This window comes from Paraburkholderia rhizosphaerae (assembly GCF_004366595.1).
GTDB classification, from domain to species: domain Bacteria; phylum Pseudomonadota; class Gammaproteobacteria; order Burkholderiales; family Burkholderiaceae; genus Paraburkholderia; species Paraburkholderia rhizosphaerae.
On sequence record NZ_SORE01000023.1, the window covers coordinates 55,727 to 75,112 of the forward strand.

The 19,386-nt window shown below is 64.2% G+C and carries 15 protein-coding genes; 4 read left to right on the forward strand and 11 right to left on the reverse strand.

Annotated features, from left to right (window positions below; genetic code table 11):
• Nucleotides 1-21: 21 nt before the first annotated feature.
• The 8 genes from rseP to rpsB all read right to left on the reverse strand — a co-directional run bounded on the left by rseP (nucleotide 22) and on the right by rpsB (nucleotide 7,920).
• Nucleotides 22-1,422: an RIP metalloprotease RseP gene (gene rseP, locus BX592_RS25610; protein WP_134195897.1), complete on the reverse strand. Its 1,401-nt coding sequence runs from the start codon at nucleotides 1,420-1,422 to the stop codon at nucleotides 22-24.
• A gap of 31 nt (nucleotides 1,423-1,453) precedes the next feature.
• Entirely contained in the window at nucleotides 1,454-2,635 is a 1,182-nt protein-coding gene (locus tag BX592_RS25615; RefSeq protein WP_134195899.1) for a 1-deoxy-D-xylulose-5-phosphate reductoisomerase, read from the reverse strand.
• Nucleotides 2,636-2,645: 10 nt separating this feature from the next.
• A complete protein-coding gene (locus BX592_RS25620; RefSeq protein ID WP_134195901.1) occupies nucleotides 2,646-3,467 on the reverse strand; it encodes a phosphatidate cytidylyltransferase in 822 nt (273 codons plus the stop codon).
• Nucleotides 3,461-4,252, reverse strand: a complete 792-nt coding sequence (gene uppS / locus BX592_RS25625) for a polyprenyl diphosphate synthase (protein WP_134195903.1) — start codon at nucleotides 4,250-4,252, stop codon at nucleotides 3,461-3,463. The genes BX592_RS25620 and uppS overlap by 7 nt, the downstream gene beginning before the upstream one ends.
• Before the next feature lie 65 nt (nucleotides 4,253-4,317).
• Complete coding sequence (gene frr, locus BX592_RS25630) at nucleotides 4,318-4,878, reverse strand: ribosome recycling factor (RefSeq protein ID WP_134195906.1); 561 nt, start codon at nucleotides 4,876-4,878, stop codon at nucleotides 4,318-4,320.
• A gap of 98 nt (nucleotides 4,879-4,976) precedes the next feature.
• Nucleotides 4,977-5,690 carry a UMP kinase gene (gene pyrH, locus BX592_RS25635; protein WP_134195908.1) on the reverse strand — a complete coding sequence of 238 codons (714 nt, stop codon included), beginning with the start codon at nucleotides 5,688-5,690 and terminating at the stop codon, nucleotides 4,977-4,979.
• A gap of 284 nt (nucleotides 5,691-5,974) precedes the next feature.
• Nucleotides 5,975-6,856, reverse strand: coding sequence for a translation elongation factor Ts (gene tsf / locus BX592_RS25645; protein WP_134195912.1), 882 nt, complete (start codon nucleotides 6,854-6,856; stop codon nucleotides 5,975-5,977).
• A gap of 308 nt (nucleotides 6,857-7,164) precedes the next feature.
• Complete coding sequence (gene rpsB, locus BX592_RS25650) at nucleotides 7,165-7,920, reverse strand: 30S ribosomal protein S2 (RefSeq protein WP_134195914.1); 756 nt, start codon at nucleotides 7,918-7,920, stop codon at nucleotides 7,165-7,167.
• Nucleotides 7,921-8,546: 626 nt separating this feature from the next.
• On the opposite strand from rpsB, the gene map reads away from it, so the two are divergent.
• The 3 genes from map to BX592_RS35055 all read left to right on the forward strand — a co-directional run bounded on the left by map (nucleotide 8,547) and on the right by BX592_RS35055 (nucleotide 14,130).
• Nucleotides 8,547-9,359, forward strand: a complete 813-nt coding sequence (gene map / locus BX592_RS25655; protein ID WP_134195916.1) for a type I methionyl aminopeptidase — start codon at nucleotides 8,547-8,549, stop codon at nucleotides 9,357-9,359.
• Between the two features lie 27 nt (nucleotides 9,360-9,386).
• Complete coding sequence (locus tag BX592_RS25660) at nucleotides 9,387-11,960, forward strand: [protein-PII] uridylyltransferase (RefSeq protein ID WP_134195918.1); 2,574 nt, start codon at nucleotides 9,387-9,389, stop codon at nucleotides 11,958-11,960.
• Between the two features lie 1,342 nt (nucleotides 11,961-13,302).
• Nucleotides 13,303-14,130: a pseudouridine synthase gene (locus tag BX592_RS35055; RefSeq protein ID WP_341804901.1), complete on the forward strand. Its 828-nt coding sequence runs from the start codon at nucleotides 13,303-13,305 to the stop codon at nucleotides 14,128-14,130.
• Between the two features lie 164 nt (nucleotides 14,131-14,294).
• On the opposite strand, the gene def is transcribed toward BX592_RS35055, so the two are convergent.
• On the reverse strand, nucleotides 14,295-14,828 hold the full coding sequence (def, locus tag BX592_RS25670) for a peptide deformylase (RefSeq protein ID WP_134195922.1): 534 nt from the start codon (nucleotides 14,826-14,828) through the stop codon (nucleotides 14,295-14,297).
• Nucleotides 14,825-16,888: an NAD-dependent DNA ligase LigA gene (ligA, locus tag BX592_RS25675; RefSeq protein ID WP_134195924.1), complete on the reverse strand. Its 2,064-nt coding sequence runs from the start codon at nucleotides 16,886-16,888 to the stop codon at nucleotides 14,825-14,827. Before ligA ends, def begins: the two co-directional genes overlap by 4 nt.
• A gap of 284 nt (nucleotides 16,889-17,172) precedes the next feature.
• Here ligA and BX592_RS25680 point away from each other — a divergent pair, with 284 nt between their 5' ends.
• A complete protein-coding gene (locus tag BX592_RS25680) occupies nucleotides 17,173-18,042 on the forward strand; it encodes a DUF2920 family protein (RefSeq protein ID WP_243849725.1) in 870 nt (289 codons plus the stop codon).
• A 43-nt stretch (nucleotides 18,043-18,085) separates the two neighbouring features.
• Here BX592_RS25680 and BX592_RS25685 read toward each other — a convergent pair whose 3' ends face one another.
• On the reverse strand, nucleotides 18,086-19,351 hold the full coding sequence (locus BX592_RS25685) for a cell division protein ZipA C-terminal FtsZ-binding domain-containing protein (protein ID WP_134195926.1): 1,266 nt from the start codon (nucleotides 19,349-19,351) through the stop codon (nucleotides 18,086-18,088).
• Nucleotides 19,352-19,386: the final 35 nt, after the last annotated feature.

The window sequence follows — 19,386 nt, forward strand, 5'->3', positions numbered from 1 at the left end:
CGCGAACGCCGCCTGACACCTTTAAAAATGGATTAAACGTGCTAGATCGTTGAACAGTGCAATCGCCGACAGCGCGACGATGCAGGCAAGTCCCGCTCGTTGAAGAACCAGCTGCCAGCGATCGGATACGGCTTTGCCGGTAACGGCTTCAACCAAATAATATAACAGATGCCCCCCGTCCAATACCGGAATTGGCAAAAGGTTGAGCACGCCGAGGCTAATACTGACAAGCGCCAGGAATGACAGGAATGCTGATGGTCCGAGCCTTGCGCTCTTGCCCGCATAGTCCGCGATCGTGACCGGGCCTGACAGATTCTTTAGCGAAGCTTCGCCGACAATCATCCGGCCGAACATGCGAATCGAGTAAACGCCCAGTTCCCATGTGCGGTTCGCACCGAGGCGCAGGCTCTCGAGCGGCCCATAACGCACGTCGATCGACGGCACCTGCGTCGCCAGTTCCGCGCCTATGCGTCCGACATTCTCGCCGGTTGCGTCATCGCGCTGCGACGCAGGCACGAGCGTCATGGTGTGCAACGTGCCCGACTGATTGCCCGATTGCGTGACGCGTGCGCCGCGCTCGATTTGCAGCGTGATCGGCTTGTCCGCGTGCGACTTGATGTAGTTGATAAACGTGGTCGCGTTATCGGCCGGATGGCCGTCGACCGCGCGCAGCCGGTCACCCGCCTGGAGGCCCGCGCGTTGCGCGGCGCTGCCCGCCTGCACGCGGGCCACTGTCAGCGTACCGCCACCCGGTTCGAAGCCGAGGGTCGACATGAAATTGTCATCGACCTCCTTGTCGCCCAGGCTTTCGAGGCTCAACGGAAAATCGAAGGTGCCGTTTTTGTCCTTCGCGGACAGGACGACGTTGCGATGATCGAATGCCGCGCCGAGCAGTTTCCAGCGCAGGTCGGACCATGAACGCACCTGCGCGGCCTCGCCGCCGCTCGCATCGCGTACCCCGGTCACCGTTTCGCCGCCTTCGAAGCCGGCGCGCGCAGCAGCCGTATTCATTGCGGGCGCGGCGACGACCGCCGCGGGCTCCGTCACGCCGGTCGCGAACACCGCGGCGAACAGCACGATCGCAAGCAGAAAGTTCGCGATCGGGCCGGCCGCGACAATCGCGAAGCGCTTGCCGACCGACTGCCGGTTGAACGCATAACGGAGCTCTTCGTCCGGGATGCGCACGCCCTCTTCGCGCTCGTCGAGCATCTTCACGTAGCCGCCGAGCGGCAACATCGCAATGGTCCATTGCGTGCCGCTTTTCTTGCTGACCCACTGCACGATCGGTTTGCCGAACCCGATCGAAAAACGCAGTACCTTCACGCCACATAGACGCGCGACGCTGTAGTGACCGTACTCGTGTACGACCACCAGCACGCCGATCGCGACCACGAAGGCGAGCACTTCGGTCAGCAGATTCATAAACGCCTCACTGAATGGCGTGCTGCGTGCGCTATGCGAGCGCCGGCAGCGTGTCGATCATCGATGCTGCCGTGCGCCGCGCCGCAGCATCCGCTTCGAGCACATCGTCAAGGCTTGACGCGTCGCGGTTCGGCAGCGCGTTCAACACCGCATCGACGACTTGCGCGATGGCCGTGAAACCAATCCGGCGCGACAGAAACGCATCGACGGCGATTTCATTGGCCGCATTGAGCGCCGCACTCGCGACGCCGCCGGCGGCGAGCGCCTTCATCGCGAGCGCAAGGCACGGGAAGCGAGTGTAATCGGGCTTTTCGAACGAGAGCGTCGCGATCTGCGCGAGATCGAGCGGCGCAACGCCGGAATCGACGCGCTCCGGAAACGCGAGCGCATGGGCGATCGGCGTGCGCATATCGGGATTGCCCAGTTGCGCAAGCACCGATCCGTCCGCGTACGACACCATCGAATGAATCACGCTTTGCGGATGGATCAGCACGTCGATGCGATCGCCGGCGAGGCCGAACAGCCAATGCGCTTCGATCACCTCGAGGCCCTTGTTCATCATCGTCGCCGAGTCGACCGAAATCTTGCGGCCCATGACCCAGTTCGGATGCTTGCACGCCTGCTCAGGCGTGACATCGACGAGGCTGGCGGGTTCGCGCGTGCGAAACGGCCCGCCCGATGCGGTCAGAATGATCTTCGACACGCCGCCATGCAACGCCGCTTCGCGCGGCAGGCACTGGAAAATGGCGTTGTGTTCGCTGTCGACCGGCAGCAGGATCGCGCCGTTATCATGCGCCGCGTCCATGAAGATCGCGCCCGACATCACGAGCGCTTCCTTGTTCGCGAGCAGAATGCGCTTGCCCGCGCGCGCGGCCGCAAGGCTCGGCGCGAGGCCGGCTGCGCCGACGATTGCCGCGACCACGGTATCGCAGCCGTCACTCTTCGATACGTCGACGAGCGCCTGCGGTCCGTGCAGCACTTCGGTCTTGCAACCGGCCGCGCGCAGCTTGCCGGCGACCTGCTGCGCAGTCGCCGCATCGCCGACCACCGCCGCTTCGGGCTGGAAGCGCAGGCACTGGTCGACCAGCTTGTCGCCGTTGCGGTGCGCGGTCAGCGCATAGACCGAAAAACGCTCCGGATGCCGTGCCACCACGTCGAGCGTGCTGTCTCCAATCGAGCCCGTGGAACCGAGCAAGGTCAATCGTTTTTTCATCTCTCTTTCTCTAGCCGAGCAGCAGCATCGCGAGCGGCAGCACGGGCAACAACGCGTCGATGCGGTCGAGCACGCCGCCATGGCCCGGCAGCAGGCCGCTCGAATCCTTGACGCCAGCCTGGCGCTTCAACATCGACTCGAATAGATCGCCGACCACGCTAAACGCGACCAGCAACGTCAGCGCCATCAGCGTGCGCATGGAACCGAGGCGTTCCAGCAGCGTAAAAAACAGGGTCGGCTCGAATGCGCGGGTCAGCGCGAACACGAACGCCACGACGATCACCGCGAGCCAGCCGCCGATCGCCCCCTCCCAGGTCTTGCCGGGGCTGATTGCCGGCGCCAGCTTATGCTTGCCGAAAGCCTTACCGGCAAAGTATGCGCCGATATCGGCCAGCCATACCACCAGCAACAGCGATAGCACGAAGGCAACGCCGGTCACACGGGCGGCCACCAGCGCATGCCAGCACGCGGCGAACGCGACGATGCCCGCGGCAAGCAGAAACAGACGCCAGCCGCCTTGCGCGAGCACCGGCTTGCGAATCAGCACAAACGGGCCGACCAGCACCCAGAAAATCGCTGCGGCTTCAAACAGCGGCCGCGGTGCAACATAGCCGACGCCGAGTTTTGTGCTCGCGACCAGTGCGAGCGCCGCGATGATTGCGTAGACGACGGGACCCGCGCCCGTCACCTTCAACAGCCGCGCCCACTCCCATGCCGCAAATACGACGACGAATGCGATCAGGGCGCCAAATGCGCCGATCGGCGCAAACAGCGTGACCGGCAATAGCACCGCCAGCAGAACGATCGCCGTGATGACACGGGTCTTTAGCATGAAAGCGAATCGGCGTTCTGCGACTGCGGCGACTGCGTGTCGAGCTGCGCGCTGGTGCGGCCGAAGCGGCGCTCCCGCTCGGCATACGAAGCGATCGCGTGACCCAGCGCGTCGGCATCGAAATCCGGCCAGAACGTATCGGTGAAATAGAACTCGGTGTACGCGAGCTGCCACAGCAGGAAGTTGCTGACGCGCTGCTCGCCGCCGGTGCGGATAAAGAGATCCGGCTCCGGCGCGTACGCCATCGCCAGATGTTCGCTAAACGCTTCCTCGTTGACTTCAACAGGACGCCCCGCGAGCGCCGCCTGATCGACCAGTTTGCGCGTCGCCTGCATGATGTCCCAGCGGCCACCGTAGTTCGCGGCGATCGTCAGCGTGAGTCGCGTATTGCGTGCCGTCCTGGTTTCCGCACGGCGGATCAGATCCTGGATACGCCGGTCGAACGCGGACAGGTCACCGACCACGCGCAGCCTGATGCCGTTCGCGTGCAGCTTGCCGATCTCGCGCTCGAGCGCCGTGACAAAAAGGCGCATCAGAAACGACACTTCGTCTTCCGGACGCCGCCAGTTTTCGGAACTGAATGCAAAGAGCGTCAGGTATTCGACGCCGCAGCGCGCGCATGCTTCAACGGTCGCGCGCACCGCGTCGACGCCGCGCGAATGGCCGGCCACGCGCGGCAGCCGGCGCTGCGTCGCCCAACGGCCGTTGCCGTCCATGATGATCGCGATGTGACGCGGCACAGCCGAGACATCAGGCACGAGAACGGTTGAACTGGTATAGGTCATGGCCGTCGGGAAGTGACTCTGCAAATAAAGAAGTAAAGACTTGAAGGTGCCGATGCCGCGCGGCATCAGACCGTCATGATCTCGGCTTCTTTCGTCTGCACGAGTTTGTCGATTTCCGCGACGAATTTGTCCGTCAGTTTCTGCACGTCGTCACCGGCGCGGCGCTCTTCGTCTTCGGAAATCTCTTTGTCTTTCACGAGCTTTTTCAATTGCTCGTTCGCATCGCGGCGCAGATTGCGCACGGCAACCTTCGCGGTTTCGCCTTCGCTCTTGACGATCTTGGTCAGCTCGCGGCGGCGCTCTTCGGTCAACGCGGGCATCGGCACGCGGATCACGTCGCCTTGCGTAGCGGGATTCAGGCCCAGGTCCGATTCGCGAATGGCCTTTTCGACCACGCTGACCATTTTCTTTTCCCACGGCTGCACGCCGATCGTGCGCGCATCGACGAGCGTCAGGTTCGCGACCTGCGAAATCGGCACGGGCGAGCCGTAATAGTCGACCTGGATGTGATCGAGCAGCCCCGTGTGCGCACGGCCCGTGCGGATCTTCGACAGGTCATTCTTGAACGCGTCGATCGAGCGCTGCATTTTCTGCTCAGCGCCTTTCTTGGTGTCAGCCACAGACATGATTAAACCTCCGAACCTTCAAAACGATGCGAGCCGGCCAGCAGGCGAAACGCCGAGGCCCGGGCTCGCACTCGAGCCCAGCTGATGTGACAAGGAGTTTACACGTGCACGAGGGTGCCTTCGTCTTCGCCTTGCACGATGCGCTTCAACGCACCCGGCTTGACGATCGAAAACACGCGGATCGGCAGCTTCTGGTCGCGGCACAGCGCGAACGCGGTTGCGTCCATCACCTGCAGGTTGCGGCCAATTGCCTCATCGAAACTGATTGTCGTGTAACGAGTGGCCGACGCGTCCTTGCGCGGATCAGCCGAGTACACGCCGTCCACCTTGGTGGCCTTCAGCACGACTTCCGCACCGACCTCCGAGCCGCGCAGCGCAGCGGCCGTATCGGTCGTAAAGAACGGATTGCCGGTGCCGGCCGCGAAGATCACGACCTTGCCCTCTTCAAGCTGACGGATCGCGCGCGGGCGGATGTAAGGTTCGACCACCTGATCCATCCGCAGCGCCGACTGCACACGCGCCTCAATGCCCGCGTGACGCATCGCGTCCTGCAGCGCAAGCGCGTTCATCATCGTCGCGAGCATGCCCATGTAGTCGGCCGTCGCGCGGTCCATGCCGGCCGCACCGCCCGCGACACCGCGGAAAATATTGCCGCCGCCGATCACGACGGCCAGTTGCGTACCGAGCCGCACCACCTCGGCCACGTCCGCCACCATTCTTTCGATCGTCGCGCGATTGATGCCGAAGGCATCGTCGCCCATCAGGGCTTCGCCGGAGAGTTTCAGGAGGACGCGTTTATAGGCAGTGGGCATAGAGATATCCAGATCGCGCAGTAGACAACAACGTGGAACTGTAGGGGTGAAATGCTGGTTCGGGCAAGCGCCGCCAAATTCATCGGGCGTCGGTACCACGCGCGTGGCGCGGGTTGCACAGACACCGGCCCGCACGCCAACCCGCCACCGCGGATTGCGCTGCGCCGGGCCATCCGGCGTCGCTGCCGACCGCGGCGACATAAGCCGTCGCCGCGGGTACAACGGTGCAGCAGCGTGAAACGTAAAAAATGAAACCGTCTGCTACCTGCCTGCTACCTTAGCGCTTATTGCTGCTTTGCAGCAGCGACCTGCGCAGCCACTTCGGCGGCGAAATCGTCCTGGCGCTTCTCGATGCCCTCGCCGACCACGAACAGCGCGAACTTCTGCACGCTGGTGCCAGCTGCTTTGAGCATCTGCTCGATGGTCTGCTTGTCGTTCTTCACGAACGGCTGGTTCAGCAGCGACACTTCCTTCAGATACTTCTGCACGCTGCCGTCGACCATCTTCGCGACGATTTCCGCCGGCTTGCCCGACTCGGCTGCCTTCTGTTCGGCAATGCTGCGCTCTTTCGCGATCAGATCGACGGGCACTTCGTCAGCCGACAGCGAGACCGGCTTCATCGCGGCGATATGCATCGCGACGTCCTTGCCGACCTGTTCGTCCGCGCCCGTGTACTCGACCAGCACGCCAATGCGCGTGCCGTGCAGGTACGAAACCAGTTTGTTTGGCGTTTCGAAACGCGCGAAGCGGCGAATCGACAGGTTTTCGCCGATCTTGCCGACCAGCGCGAGGCGCACCGCGTCGACCGTTTCGCCGTTGAGCGTCAGCGCCGACAGTGCCGCCACGTCAGCCGGGTTCTTCGTCGCGATCAGTTCCGCGACCTGCTTCGAGAACGCGTTGAAATCGTCGTTCTTCGAGACGAAGTCGGTTTCGCAGTTCAGTTCGACGATCGCACCCGCGTTGCCGCCGATATGCGATGCGATCACGCCTTCGGCCGTCACACGCGATGCGGCCTTGCTGGCCTTGTTGCCGAGCTTCACGCGCAGCAGTTCTTCCGCACGCGCCATGTCGCCGTCGGCTTCGGTCAGCGCCTTCTTGCATTCCATCATCGGCGCATCGGTCTTCGCGCGCAGTTCTGCAACCATGCTTGCGGTAATTGCCGCCATCATTCGCTCCTTGAGTCTGTCCTTGTCGCGCCGCCGGCCGTGCTTCGCACTGCGAGCCGCCTGCCGTCGACGAAGATCCGTTTCGCGCGTCGCACACCGTGCCATCTGCTACATCGGTACGCCACGCCTACCACTTCGCTTGCTACGTGATTGCTGCCTGACTTTGCTTGCTGTGCTGCCTTCCTCTCCACACCAATCGCACCAACGCGCGGGCGACATGCGGACGGGAAGCGGACAACACGCAATGGCCGCGGCCTAAAAAAAGGGGGCCTCTAGCAAGCCCCCTTTTTTGCCGGACCCGGGTCGCGTTACGCTTCCCCGTTGACCTCGACGAACTCGTCGCCGTCGTCACCGCCGCGAGCTGCCTGCACCACTTCGTTGACCGCGTTCGCACGGCCTTCGAGGATCGCGTCGGCCACGCCTTGCGCATACAGCGTCACGGCCTTGCTCGCGTCGTCGTTGCCCGGGATCACGTAATCGACACCTTCCGGCGAGTGGTTCGTATCGACCACCGCGATAACCGGCACGCCCAGCTTGTTCGCTTCGGTCACGGCAATCTTGTGGTAACCGACGTCGACCACGAAGATCGCGTCCGGAATGCCGCCCATGTCCTTCACGCCGCCGATCGACTTCTGCAGCTTCGCGATTTCGCGTTCGAACAGCAGCGCTTCCTTCTTGCTCATTTTCTCGAGCTCACCCGCCTCGACCGCCGTTTCCATGTCCTTCAGGCGCTTGATCGATACCTTCAGCGTCTTGAAGTTGGTCAGCATGCCGCCGAGCCAACGTGCGTTCACGAACGGCATGCCCGCGCGCTGCGCGGCTTCCGCGATCGTGTCACGCGACTGGCGCTTCGTGCCAACGAACAGGATCGTGCCGCGGTTTGCCGCCAGCTGACGCACGTACTTCAGCGCGTCGTTGTACATCGGCAGCGTTTTTTCGAGGTTGATGATGTGAATCTTGTTGCGATGACCGAAGATGAACGGGGCCATCCTGGGGTTCCAGAAGCGGGTCTGGTGACCAAAGTGGACACCGGCTTCCAGCATTTGACGCATGGTAACTGCCATGAACAAAATCTCCGCGAGGGTTGGGTCTAAAGCCGGCTGCCGTATTCGTGGCGCGGACTTCACCGGTTGGCCAATGGGCTGCGCGCCTTACCGCGCCGCACACTGCCCATACAGACCTGGAGAAGACCTGACGCCGCGAACACCCTGGGTGCGCCGGCTTGCGAGTGAGCCGCCTGCCGCTGCCCTGCCTTTGCTTTCAGGCGTGGGCAGGACAAAAATAAAAACTGGCGAGCGACTTAGCCAAAGATTATAGCACGCGACTATTGCACGACTCAACCTGCGAAACGGGATGCGAAGCGCACGCGAAGCCCAATGCGCAAGGGCGCTCAAGCCGGACGTAAGGCGAGCGCCGGGCAGGCGGCAATACGAGCCGAAAAAGCGCGGGATCACGCAAAAACGCCTGACACGGCCCAGGTCGACCCCGCCGTGGAACGGTCACCACCTGAGCGCCATGCGCGCGACAATCAGGTTTTCACCGCCCGATTCGAGCCACTGACGAACCGCCGACCGCTTATCGTGACGCCCGCCCAGCTTGCAAAAGCCTGCGGCCGCGGGAAGATGGTGCGATAATTCCGCGATAAATCCGCATCTCAGGCCAACTTAGGCCATACCTGAAGGCCCAATCCATGGCTATTACGCTCAAAAACGAACAGGACATCGAGCAGATGCGCATTGCCGGCCGACTCGGCAGCGAAGTGCTCGACTACATCACGCCGTTCGTCCAGGCTGGTGTCACGACCGGCGAACTCGACCGTCTGTGCCACGAATATATGGTGAACGTGCAAGGCACGGTGCCCGCTCCGCTCAACTATCAGCCGCCCGGCTACCCGCCATACCCGAAATCGGTTTGCACGTCGGTGAACGACGTGATCTGTCACGGCATCCCCGGCGACAAGGTGTTGAAAAACGGCGATACGCTGAATATCGATGTCACAGTCATCAAAAACGGGTATTTCGGCGATACCAGCCGGATGTTCATCGTCGGCGAAGGATCGATTCTCGCGAAACGGCTCGTGCAGACCACCTACGAATGCATGTGGCTCGGCATCGAGCAGGTGCGCCCGGGCGGCCATCTCGGCGATATCGGCCATGCCATCCAGAAGCACGCGGAAGCACAAGGTTATAGCGTGGTGCGCGAATACTGCGGGCACGGCATCGGCACGGTGTTCCACGATGAGCCGCAGGTGCTGCACTACGGGCGCCCCGGCACCGGTATCGAGCTCGAGCCCGGCATGATCTTCACGATCGAGCCGATGATCAACGCGGGCCGCCGCGACATCCGCACGATGCCTGACCAGTGGACCGTCAAGACAAAAGACCGTAGCCTGTCCGCGCAATGGGAGCATACGATCCTCGTGACCCCGACCGGCTACGAAGTCCTGACCGTTTCCGCCGGCACCCCCGAGCGTCCGCAGATCGTGGCCGCCGCCACCGTCTGATTGCGTAAGCCACCCTCCTGCCCGCCTATGAGTAGCGTTCCAGCCGCCCTATCCGAAGCCACATCGCTGAAGGCGGACTACAAGATGGCCAAGAACCCGTTGCTGGAGCGCTTCAAGACGGCGGCCAACGTCGACGCGCCGATGCGCGCGCTCGCCCGCATCACCGACGACGCGCTGAAAAGCGCATGGTCCGCGTGCGAATTGTCCGCGTCGTTCGCGCTGGTCGCGGTGGGCGGCTACGGGCGCGGCGAACTCGCGCCGCATTCGGATATCGACATTCTGGTGCTGCTGCCCGACGATCCGGTGCCCGGCAGCGAAGCGTGCATCGAGAAGTTCATCGGCCTTGCGTGGGATCTCGGCCTCGAACTCGGCAGCAGCGTGCGTACTGTGTCGCAGTGCATCGAGGAAGCGGCCAACGACGTGACCGTGCGGACCTCGCTGCTCGAGGCCCGACGCATCTGCGGCAGCACCGCGGTGTTCGAAGCCTTTGCGCTGCGGTATCGGGATGCGCTCGATCCGCGTGCCTTCTTCCAGGCGAAAGTGCTGGAAATGCGTCAGCGGCACGCGAAGTTTCAGGACACGCCGTACTCGCTCGAACCGAACGTGAAGGAAAGCCCAGGCGGCCTGCGCGACTTGCAGCTGATCCTGTGGGTCACACGCGCCGCGGGCTTTGGCAGCAGCTGGCGCGAGCTCGAAGCGCGCGGTCTCATTACGTCGCGCGAAGCGCGTGAATTGCGCCGCAACGAGGCGTTCCTGAAGACGTTGCGCGCCCGCCTGCACCTTCTGGCCGGACGGCGCCAGGACATCCTCGTCTTCGATTTGCAGAATCCGCTTGCGGAAAGCTTCGGCTACAGCGCGAGCGCGGGCAAACGCGCAAGCGAACAGCTGATGCGCCGCTACTACTGGGCGGCGAAAGCGGTGACGCAGCTTGCGACGATCCTGATCCAGAACATCGAAGCGCAATTGTTCCCGAGCACGAGTGGCATTACGCGCGTCATTTCGGAGCGCTTCGTCGAAAAGCAGGGGATGCTTGAAATCACGTCCGACGACGTCTTCGAGCGCCATCCCAGCGCGATTCTCGAAGCCTTTCTGCTGTACGAAGAAACGCCCGGTGTGAAGGGCCTGTCGGCACGTACGCTGCGCGCGCTGTACAACGCGCGCGACAAGATGGATCAACACTGGCGGCGCGACCCGGAAAACCGGCGCCTGTTCATGGCCATCCTGAAGCAGCCGGCCGGCATCACGCACGCGTTCCGTCTAATGAATCAGACGAGCGTGCTGGGCCGCTATCTGCTGAACTTCCGGCGCATCGTCGGGCAAATGCAGCACGACCTGTATCACGTGTACACAGTCGATCAGCACATCCTGATGGTGCTGCGCAATCTGCGCCGTTTCGCGATCGCCGAGCATGCGCACGAATACCCGTTCTGCAGCCAGCTGATCACCAATTTCGAGCGGCCGTGGGTGCTGTATGTCGCCGCGCTGTTCCACGACATCGCGAAGGGCCGTGGCGGCGACCACTCGAAGCTCGGCATGGCCGATGCGCGCCGCTTTTGCCGCGAGCACGGCATTCCCGCCGACGATAGCGCGCTCGTCGTGTGGCTCGTCGAACAGCATCTGACGATGAGCCAGGTCGCGCAGAAGCAGGATACGAGCGACCCGGAAGTGATCAAACGGTTTGCTGAACTGGTTGGCAACGAGCGACGCCTGACCGCGCTTTACCTGCTGACCGTCGCGGACATCCGCGGCACCAGCCCGAAAGTCTGGAACACGTGGAAAGGCAAGCTGCTCGAAGACCTTTACCGTATGACGCTGTCGGTGCTCGGCGGCGCGAAGCCCGATGCGCATTCCGAAATGAAGACGCGCAAGGAGGAAGCGCTCGCGCTGCTGCGTCTGGAAACCGTGCCTGAGATTGCGCACAAGGTGTTGTGGGACAAACTCGACGTCGGCTATTTCCTGCGCCACGACGCGGCCGATATCGCATGGCAGACGCGCGCGCTGTATCGCCATGTCGAGACCGACACGCCGATCGTGCGCGCGCGGCCGTCGCCGATCGGCGAAGCACTGCAGGTGCTCGTCTATGTGAAGGATCGTCCTGACCTGTTTGCCGGCATCTGCGCGTACTTCGACCGCAACGGTCTGTCCGTGCTCGATGCACGCGTCAGCACGACGAAGCACGGCTACGCACTCGATAACTTTATCGTCGCGCATACCGAGCACGACGTTCACTATCGCGACATCGCGAACCTCGTCGAACAGGAACTGGCGATCCGCCTGGCGGCGGCCGGCACGCTGCCGGACCCATCGAAGGGACGGCTGTCGCGGCTGTCGCGCACCTTCCCGATTACGCCGCGCGTCGACCTGCGGGCCGACGAACGCGGCCAGTACTACATCCTGTCCGTGTCCGCCAACGACCGGCCAGGCCTTCTTTATTCGATCGCGCGCGTGCTGGCCGAACACCGGGTCGGCGTCCATGCGGCGCGGATCAATACGCTTGGCGAACGCGTCGAGGACGTGTTCCTGCTCGACGGGTACGGCCTCTCCGATAACCGGCGTCAAATCCAGGTCGAAACCGAATTGCTGCGCGCGATCGCAGCGTGAACCCAGTTTCAGAAAACTTATGCGAGCGAAATTAACAGCCAAGCATCCGCGGCCGGCGTCGGCCGAGCGCGCGCCTGTACGATCCGGCAGCGCAGTCGCGCGCAAGCCGGTGCGCAAGGCTCCGGCCAGACCGGACGGCAAGCCTGCCGGTGCGGCCGGTGGCGGCGCGCCGCGAGCGGCTTCGGCCGCCGGCGGTCCGAAGGACGCGCCGCGCGCGGCGCGCCGCACGGGCGACACGAAACCCGGCGCTAACTCCAGCGCGGGCGGCGCGCGGCGGGCACCCACGTTTGCGCGCGGAGCCGGCGACGCGGGGGCGCAACGGTCCGCCCGGACGACGCGCGGCGGCGGCAATGACGAGCGCACGCAACGGCGGCCAGCGGCGGAACGCACGGGCCGCTCCGGCTACGCGGGACCAGGCTCGGAAGCGCGGCAACCGACACGCACCCGAGCGACCGATGTGGAAGGTCAGCCACCTCGGCCAGGCGGCGAGCGCGCGGCGCGCGGTCCGTCCACGAGCATGACCGCGACGCGACGCGGTGAAGGCAGTCCGGCCGGCGGCAAGCGCGACCCCCGTAGCCGCGACGGCGAACGCCCGTCGCGTTTTTCCGACGACGCGCCTCAACGCCGGCCGCGCAGCAGCGACGGTGAACGTCCGTCCCGCTTTGCTGACGATGCACCGCAACGCCGGCCACGCAGCGTCGACGGCGAACGTCCTCGTCGCTTTTCCGACGACACGCCTCAACGCCGACCGCGTAGCAGCGACGGTGAACGTCCGTCGCGCTTTGCGGCCGATGCCCCTGCGCGCCGGCCGCGTAGCACCGACGATCAACGTCCTCGTCGCTCTTCCGACGACGCGCCTCAACGCCGACCGCGTAGCAGCGACGGCGAACGTCCGTCGCGCTTTGCGGCCGACGCCCCTTCGCGCCGGCCACGTAGCACCGACGATCAACGTCCTCGTCGCTCTTCCGACGACGCACCTCAACGCCGACCGCGTGGCCGCGATGATGAACGCCCGCCCCGCTTCGCGGACGACACGCGGCCACGCCAACCCTATCGCGACGCGCGTGGCCCGGACGACACGAAACGACCGACGCGCGGTGGCGATGCGCCGTACCGCTCGCGCTCAACGGCCGACGGCGCTCCGACGCCCCGCGCCCGCGCGCCGCGCGACGCCGGCAGCCCGTCGTCCACGCGCGGCCGGCCGGTAAAAGCCGCAAGCGAATCGGCGGGCCGCGGCGAGCGGACTTACGCGCGGCCGGTCAAAGGGTCCTACGCGGCGCAGGACGAACGCACGCCGCGCGCAGCGGCAGCTACCCAGCCGCGCGCCAAGACCGCAAAGCCCGTGCGCAAGGCCGCCCCGCCGCCGGCCGAGGTCGGTGAACGCGCACCGCGTCGCGAGCGCGAAGATGCGCCGGGCATGCTGCGTCTGTCGAAGCTGATGTCCGAACTCGGCCTGTGCTCACGCCGCGAAGCGGACGAATGGATTGAAAAGGGCTGGGTCACCGTCGACGGTGAACGAATCGACACGCTCGGCACGCGCGTGCGGCCTGACGTGACTATCGACATCGATCCGGCCGCCGAAGCCGCGCAGGCGCGTCAGGTGACGATCCTGCTGCACAAGCCGGTCGGGTATGTGTCGGGCCAGGCGGAAGACGGCTACCAGCCGGCCATCACGCTCGTCACGCCGGACAACCGCTGGGAAGGCGACCGTAGCGACATCCGCTTTTCCGTCGCGCATCTGCGCCAGCTTGCACCGGCCGGGCGCCTCGACATCGATTCGACCGGCCTGCTGGTTCTGACGCAGGACGGCCGCGTCGCGAAGCAACTGATCGGCGGCCATTCGGAGGTCGACAAGGAATACCTGGTGCGCGTCACCTACGGCGACGTGGAAACCGACGTCGAACAGCACTTCCCGCGCGAAGCGCTCGCGCAATTGCGTCATGGCCTCGAGCTGGACGGCATTCCGCTCAAACCCGCGCAGGTCAGCTGGCAAAACGGCGAGCAACTGCGTTTCGTGCTGCGTGAAGGGAAAAAACGCCAGATCCGGCGGATGTGCGAACTCGTCGGACTGCAGGTGGTCGGCCTTAAGCGGGTGCGAATGGGCCAAATTGCGCTGGGCGCACTGCCGCAGGGGCAGTGGCGTTATCTTTCCACGGACGAGTCGTTCTGAACGGTCAACGGCGCTTTATGCGCTAACGCGTGCGTCCGCGATGCGCTGCCGTTTCCCCAATGAAGCAATCAAAAAGCCCATGCCGCTTCTGAACTTCAGAGCAACATGGGCTTTTAGTTTTTCCGGCGTCGTGCGCGGACCCATAACCCGCCCGAGCATCGCGTTCAGTCGTCGCTGCGTGGATCGAGATCGGGAAAAAGCACTTCCGTAAAGCCGAACTTCGAAAAATCGGTAATCCGCATCGGGTATAGCTTGCCGATCAGGTGATCGCATTCATGCTGGACGACGCGCGCATGAAAACCTTCCGCGACTCGGTCAATCGGTTTGCCGAACTGGTCGAAGCCGTGGTAGCGGATCATTGAAAACCGGTTCACGACACCGCGTAGCCCGGGCACCGACAGGCACCCTTCCCAACCCTCTTCCATGTCCTGCGACACCGGCGTGATGGTCGGGTTGATCAGCACCGTTTCAGGCACCGACGGTGCGTCCGGATAACGTTCGCTGTGCCCAAAACCGAAAATCACGACCTGCAGATCGACGCCGATCTGCGGCGCCGCAAGGCCCGCGCCATTCGCGTCGTGCATCGTCTCGAACATGTCCTTGATCAGCTCGTGCAGTTCGGGCGTATCGAAATGATCGACGGGATTGGCAATCCGCAAAAGGCGGGGATCGCCCATCTTCAGAATTTCGCGAATCATGTTGTCTGCCCCTCCAGAAGCTTGCGCATACCTTCTTCGTCGAGTACGGGGATGCCGAGTTCCTCTGCTTTCGCGAGCTTGCTGCCCGCTTCCGCGCCGGCCACCACGTAGTCGGTCTTTTTTGACACCGAACCTGCCACCTTCGCGCCCGCCGCCTCGAGCATTTCCTTCGCCTCCTCGCGAGCCAGATTGGGCAGTGTACCGGTCAGCACGATCGTCTTGCCGGCCAGCACGCCTTGCGGCGCCCTGGGCGCCGGCGGTCCTTCCACCCACGTTACCCGTCCCGGCGCGCGCAGCTGCTCGATAACCGTACGGTTGTGCTCTTCAGCGAAGAACTGATGGATGGCCTCGGCGACAATCGGACCGACGTCGTTCACCTCGAGCAGTTCTTCGACACTTGCGGAGATGATCGGATCGAGCGCGCCGAAATGTTTGGCGAGATCTTTCGCGGTGGATTCGCCGACGTGCCGGATGCCAAGCGCGTAGATGAACCGCGCGAGCGTCGTATGCTTTGCTTTTTCCAGCGAGTCGAGCAGGTTCTGCGCGGACTTGTCGGCAAACCGGTCGAGCGCGGCGAGCGTCGCGAAGCCGAGATTGAACAGATCCGCCGGCGTGCGCACGAGGTTTTGCTCGACCAGCTGGTCGATGATCTTTTCACCGAGCCCGTCGATATCGAGCGCGCGACGCTGGGCGAAGTGCCACAGCGCCTGCTTGCGCTGCGCGGGACAGAACAGGCCGCCAGTGCAACGGGCGATCGCTTCGTCGGGCAGCCGCTCGATCGCCGAGCCGCACACCGGGCACGCAGTCGGCATCACGAATTCCGCTGCGTCAGCCGGGCGCCGGTCGACCAGCGCGCCGACCACCTCGGGAATCACATCGCCGGCGCGGCGCACGATCACCGTATCGCCGATACGGATATCCTTGCGGCGCACCTCATCTTCGTTGTGCAGCGTCGCGTTGGTGACCGTCGCGCCGCCGACGAACACCGGTTCGAGCCGCGCAACCGGTGTGATCGCGCCAGTGCGGCCAACCTGCACGTCGATCGCAAGCAGCTTCGTCAACGCTTCCTGCGCGGGGAACTTATGCGCGAGCGCAAAGCGCGGCGCGCGCGACACGAAGCCAAGCGCATCCTGCTGGTCGCGCCGGTTGACCTTGTACACCACGCCGTCGATGTCGTACGCGAGCGCATCGCGCTTCTCGCCGACCTTGTGGAAGAACCCAAGCAGTCCGTGCGCGCCGTGCACGACCGCACGCTGGCTGTTCACCGGCAAGCCCATCTCGTGGTACCAGTCGAGCAATTCGCTGTGCGTGTCGGGCATCGGCCCGCCTTCGAGCACGCCGATCCCATACGAGAAAAACGACAGCGGCCGCTGCGCGGTGATCTTCGGATCGAGCTGCCGCAAACTGCCCGCCGCCGCGTTACGCGGATTAGCGAACTCGCGATGCCCGGCGTCGCGCTGCCGTTCGTTCAGCCGTTCGAAATCGCGCTTGAACATCAGCACTTCGCCGCGCACATCGAGCACCTTCGGCACGCGTTTGCCTTTGAGCGTCAGCGGAATCGAACGGATCGTGCGAACGTTTTCGGTAACGTTCTCGCCGGTCGCACCGTCCCCGCGCGTCGCGGCCTGCACGAATTTGCCGTCGACATAGCGCAGCGAAATGGCCAGTCCATCAAACTTCAGTTCGCATGCGTAGTCGACCGGCGTATGGCCGAGCGCATCGGAGACCCGCTTGTCGAACGCGACGATGTCTTCATCGGCAAAACCGTTGTTCAGCGACAGCATTGGCATGTCGTGCACGACGGGCTCGAAGCCGCTCGCCACTTCGCCGCCGACGCGCTGCGTCGGCGAATCGGGCGTGATGAGATCAGGGTGCTCCGCTTCGATCTGCTCCAGTTCCTTGAACAGTTTGTCGTATTCCGCGTCGGGCAGCTCCGGCTGATCGAGCACGTAGTACGCGTAGTTCGCGTGTTCGAGCTGCTCGCGCAGCGACAGCGCACGCTCGGCGGGAGCGCTCGCCGCAGCGCGGCTGGCGGGACGGGATGACGGTGTTCGGACCATGCTGTCAGCAGTTTCGCAGATAAGGTTCAGACGCCAGATTATCTCAGGAAGCGTCACGCGTGACATCGGCCGAACGGCCAGTTCCGTGCGCGCGCAAACATCCAAAGATGCACGGGGCGATAAGCATGAAGCCGGCACAACGATGGCCCAGCACTCACGTTCCGTTTGCGCTGGCCGTTCGGCCAACGCTTGTGCCACGCGATTGACAGTGCACGCCGCCGATGCGACCTTGGCAACCCTGAACATGCATCGCGTCTTGCAAAGGCGCATCGCGAGAGACATCGATGAAGCGTTTCGAACCCGTCACCGTGCCGCCATCCGCAGCCAATGCGAGCCGCACGATGCGCCGGATCGCCGTGTGGGTGGTAACGGCGCTGTTGTTGCTTACGCTCGCGAACCGCGCGCGAGCGGCCGGGCAGATCGTGCAGGTCGCGCTCGACGAACGCGCGTCGATCAGCTATCTGCTCACGCAGAAAGACGACAGTCAGCCGCAGTGGGTGCTCGTGATGTTCGCGGGCAGCGAGGGCCGGCTCGATCTGCGAATGGATGACGACGGCTCGCTGCATCTGCGCGAGAAGAACAACTTTCTTGTGCGCACCCGCACGCTCTTTGCCGACGATCACTTCGCGACTGCACTGGTCGACGCGCCATCCGATCAGCCCGGCGGCTATTCCGACGCGTTTCGCGCGTCCGCTCGCCATGCGCAGGATGTCGCTCGCGTGGCCGCCGATTTGCGTGCGCGTTTTCCGGTCGCACGGCTCGTGCTGATCGGCACGAGCCGCGGCACGATCTCGTCGGCCTTCGTCGGCCGCGCGCTGCCCGACACATGGGATGCGGTCGTGCATACGTCGACGCTCAGCAGCCCGGCGCGCGGCCAGGCGACTCCATTGATCGGCTTCGACTATGGCGCGATTGCCGCACGTCAGCTATTCGTGCATCACGTCGACGACGCATGCTTTCTCTGTTCGTTCGCCGCCGCACAGCGGATTGCGCAAAGCGGCGGCTACCCGCTGATCGCAGTGCACGGCGGCGATGTGCGCAGCGGACCGTGCGAAGCACGATCTCACCACGGGTTCTTTGGCAAGGACGACGCCGTCGTTGCGGCGATCAAGGCGTGGATCAGCAGCGGCGTTTCGCCGAAGGAGATCGAATGAAGCGCGCGGCCCCGAACGAGGCAGCCGGCCGCGCGCAGTCCGCTTACTGGCTGAACAACCGTCGCGTCACCGGCGACCCAGCTGGAATGCCGGCCTGCTCGAGCTTCGCGTACAGCGTCATTAACTGCTTTTCGATCGCCAGCAGCGCGGGCTCCGGCAGCGGCCGGCGCTGATCGTCGACGACTCGTCCGCCGATGCGCTCGGACAGCGATTTCGCGTAGTCGCACATCAGACGGAACGGCAGGATGTCTTCGTCGGCGACCGGCACGTCGAGCACCAGCGTGATCATCTGGCCGCCCTTGTACGTGAGGTCGTCGCGCAAGAAGTTGGTGTCGCCGAACTGCAGCATAAAGACCGGGCTCTGCTTCGCATCGAGCTTCACGAAGCGCGTGCCGTCGCGCGACAGCAGCAGCCCGTCCTGCGACGCGACTGCCTGCACGTAGTTCGCGGACCACGGTGCGCCATCGGACAGCACGTTGATCGACAGTTGCGCATCGCATTGCGCGGCAAAGCCGTCCAGTTCGCGCGCCATCGAAACGGTTTCCATCATGTCGGGAAACTCCGGGGCGCCATCGAGTGCATCGGCGAACTGCTGCACGCCGCTCACGAACTCGGAGAACTCCAGTTCGTTCAGTGGCCCATTGCGGTTCGCAAGCTGCGCCGCCGCGCGCAGTTCTTCATAGCGCACGCCGTTTTGCAGCAGTTCCCACGTGCCACCGCCTTCCGGCTTGCCTTCGATATGCACCGGCTTGCTGCCCGCGCGACGCAGCCGCTGCGCAAGCGGCAGCACCTTGTCGCCAGCCACCGGCGCGCCGAGGCGAATCGGCACGATGCAGTCGATGCGCCGGTCGACAACCGCCGGCGGCGCGGCCGAGATGGTTGTCGCAGCCGGCATGATCGGTTCGACCGGCTCGCCGTCGGCACCGGGTTGTGCCGTGTGTGCCGGCACTGACTCGCGATACCCGGCGCTAGTGCCTTCATCTTCCGGAAATCCATTCGGCGAAGTCCGCTCGGCCTGGATATCGGCCGGCGTATCGAGCGGCGCCGCCGCGCCGAAGGTCGGCTCGACGCGCAGCGCGTCATCCTCGGACTCGCCCGGCGCGCCGCTACGGCGGGCCGTCGGCCGTGCCGGCGCAATAAACGGGCTCTGCTCTTCGTGGTCGTCGCGCGACATCGGATCGGCGGCTTCGCCTGGCATTGGCCGCGGCATCCGGCGACGCACCTTCGCGCTCTGCCACGCGTTATAGACGACCACGCCCCCCACCACCACGGCGCCCGCGCCGATTAACCCGAGTGTCAACTCGTCCATGCATGCTCCATCAGCAATTCTTCTCTATGCGACGC

Excerpts from the sequence above, each read along its gene's own strand:
- rpsB (WP_134195914.1), bottom strand. The coding sequence starts at position 7,920 with ATGGCAGTTACCATGCGTCAAATGCTGGAAGCCGGTGTCCACTTTGGT.
- BX592_RS25660 (WP_134195918.1), top strand. The coding sequence starts at position 9,387 with ATGAGTAGCGTTCCAGCCGCCCTATCCGAAGCCACATCGCTGAAGGCG.
- BX592_RS25620 (WP_134195901.1), bottom strand. The coding sequence starts at position 3,467 with ATGCTAAAGACCCGTGTCATCACGGCGATCGTTCTGCTGGCGGTGCTA.
- map (WP_134195916.1), top strand. The coding sequence starts at position 8,547 with ATGGCTATTACGCTCAAAAACGAACAGGACATCGAGCAGATGCGCATT.
- rseP (WP_134195897.1), bottom strand. The coding sequence starts at position 1,422 with ATGAATCTGCTGACCGAAGTGCTCGCCTTCGTGGTCGCGATCGGCGTG.
- BX592_RS25685 (WP_134195926.1), bottom strand. The coding sequence starts at position 19,351 with ATGGACGAGTTGACACTCGGGTTAATCGGCGCGGGCGCCGTGGTGGTG.
- uppS (WP_134195903.1), bottom strand. The coding sequence starts at position 4,252 with ATGACCTATACCAGTTCAACCGTTCTCGTGCCTGATGTCTCGGCTGTG.
- def (WP_134195922.1), bottom strand. The coding sequence starts at position 14,828 with ATGATTCGCGAAATTCTGAAGATGGGCGATCCCCGCCTTTTGCGGATT.
- ligA (WP_134195924.1), bottom strand. The coding sequence starts at position 16,888 with ATGGTCCGAACACCGTCATCCCGTCCCGCCAGCCGCGCTGCGGCGAGC.
- pyrH (WP_134195908.1), bottom strand. The coding sequence starts at position 5,690 with ATGCCCACTGCCTATAAACGCGTCCTCCTGAAACTCTCCGGCGAAGCC.
- tsf (WP_134195912.1), bottom strand. The coding sequence starts at position 6,856 with ATGGCGGCAATTACCGCAAGCATGGTTGCAGAACTGCGCGCGAAGACC.
- BX592_RS25680 (WP_243849725.1), top strand. The coding sequence starts at position 17,173 with ATGAAGCGTTTCGAACCCGTCACCGTGCCGCCATCCGCAGCCAATGCG.
- frr (WP_134195906.1), bottom strand. The coding sequence starts at position 4,878 with ATGTCTGTGGCTGACACCAAGAAAGGCGCTGAGCAGAAAATGCAGCGC.
- BX592_RS25615 (WP_134195899.1), bottom strand. The coding sequence starts at position 2,635 with ATGAAAAAACGATTGACCTTGCTCGGTTCCACGGGCTCGATTGGAGAC.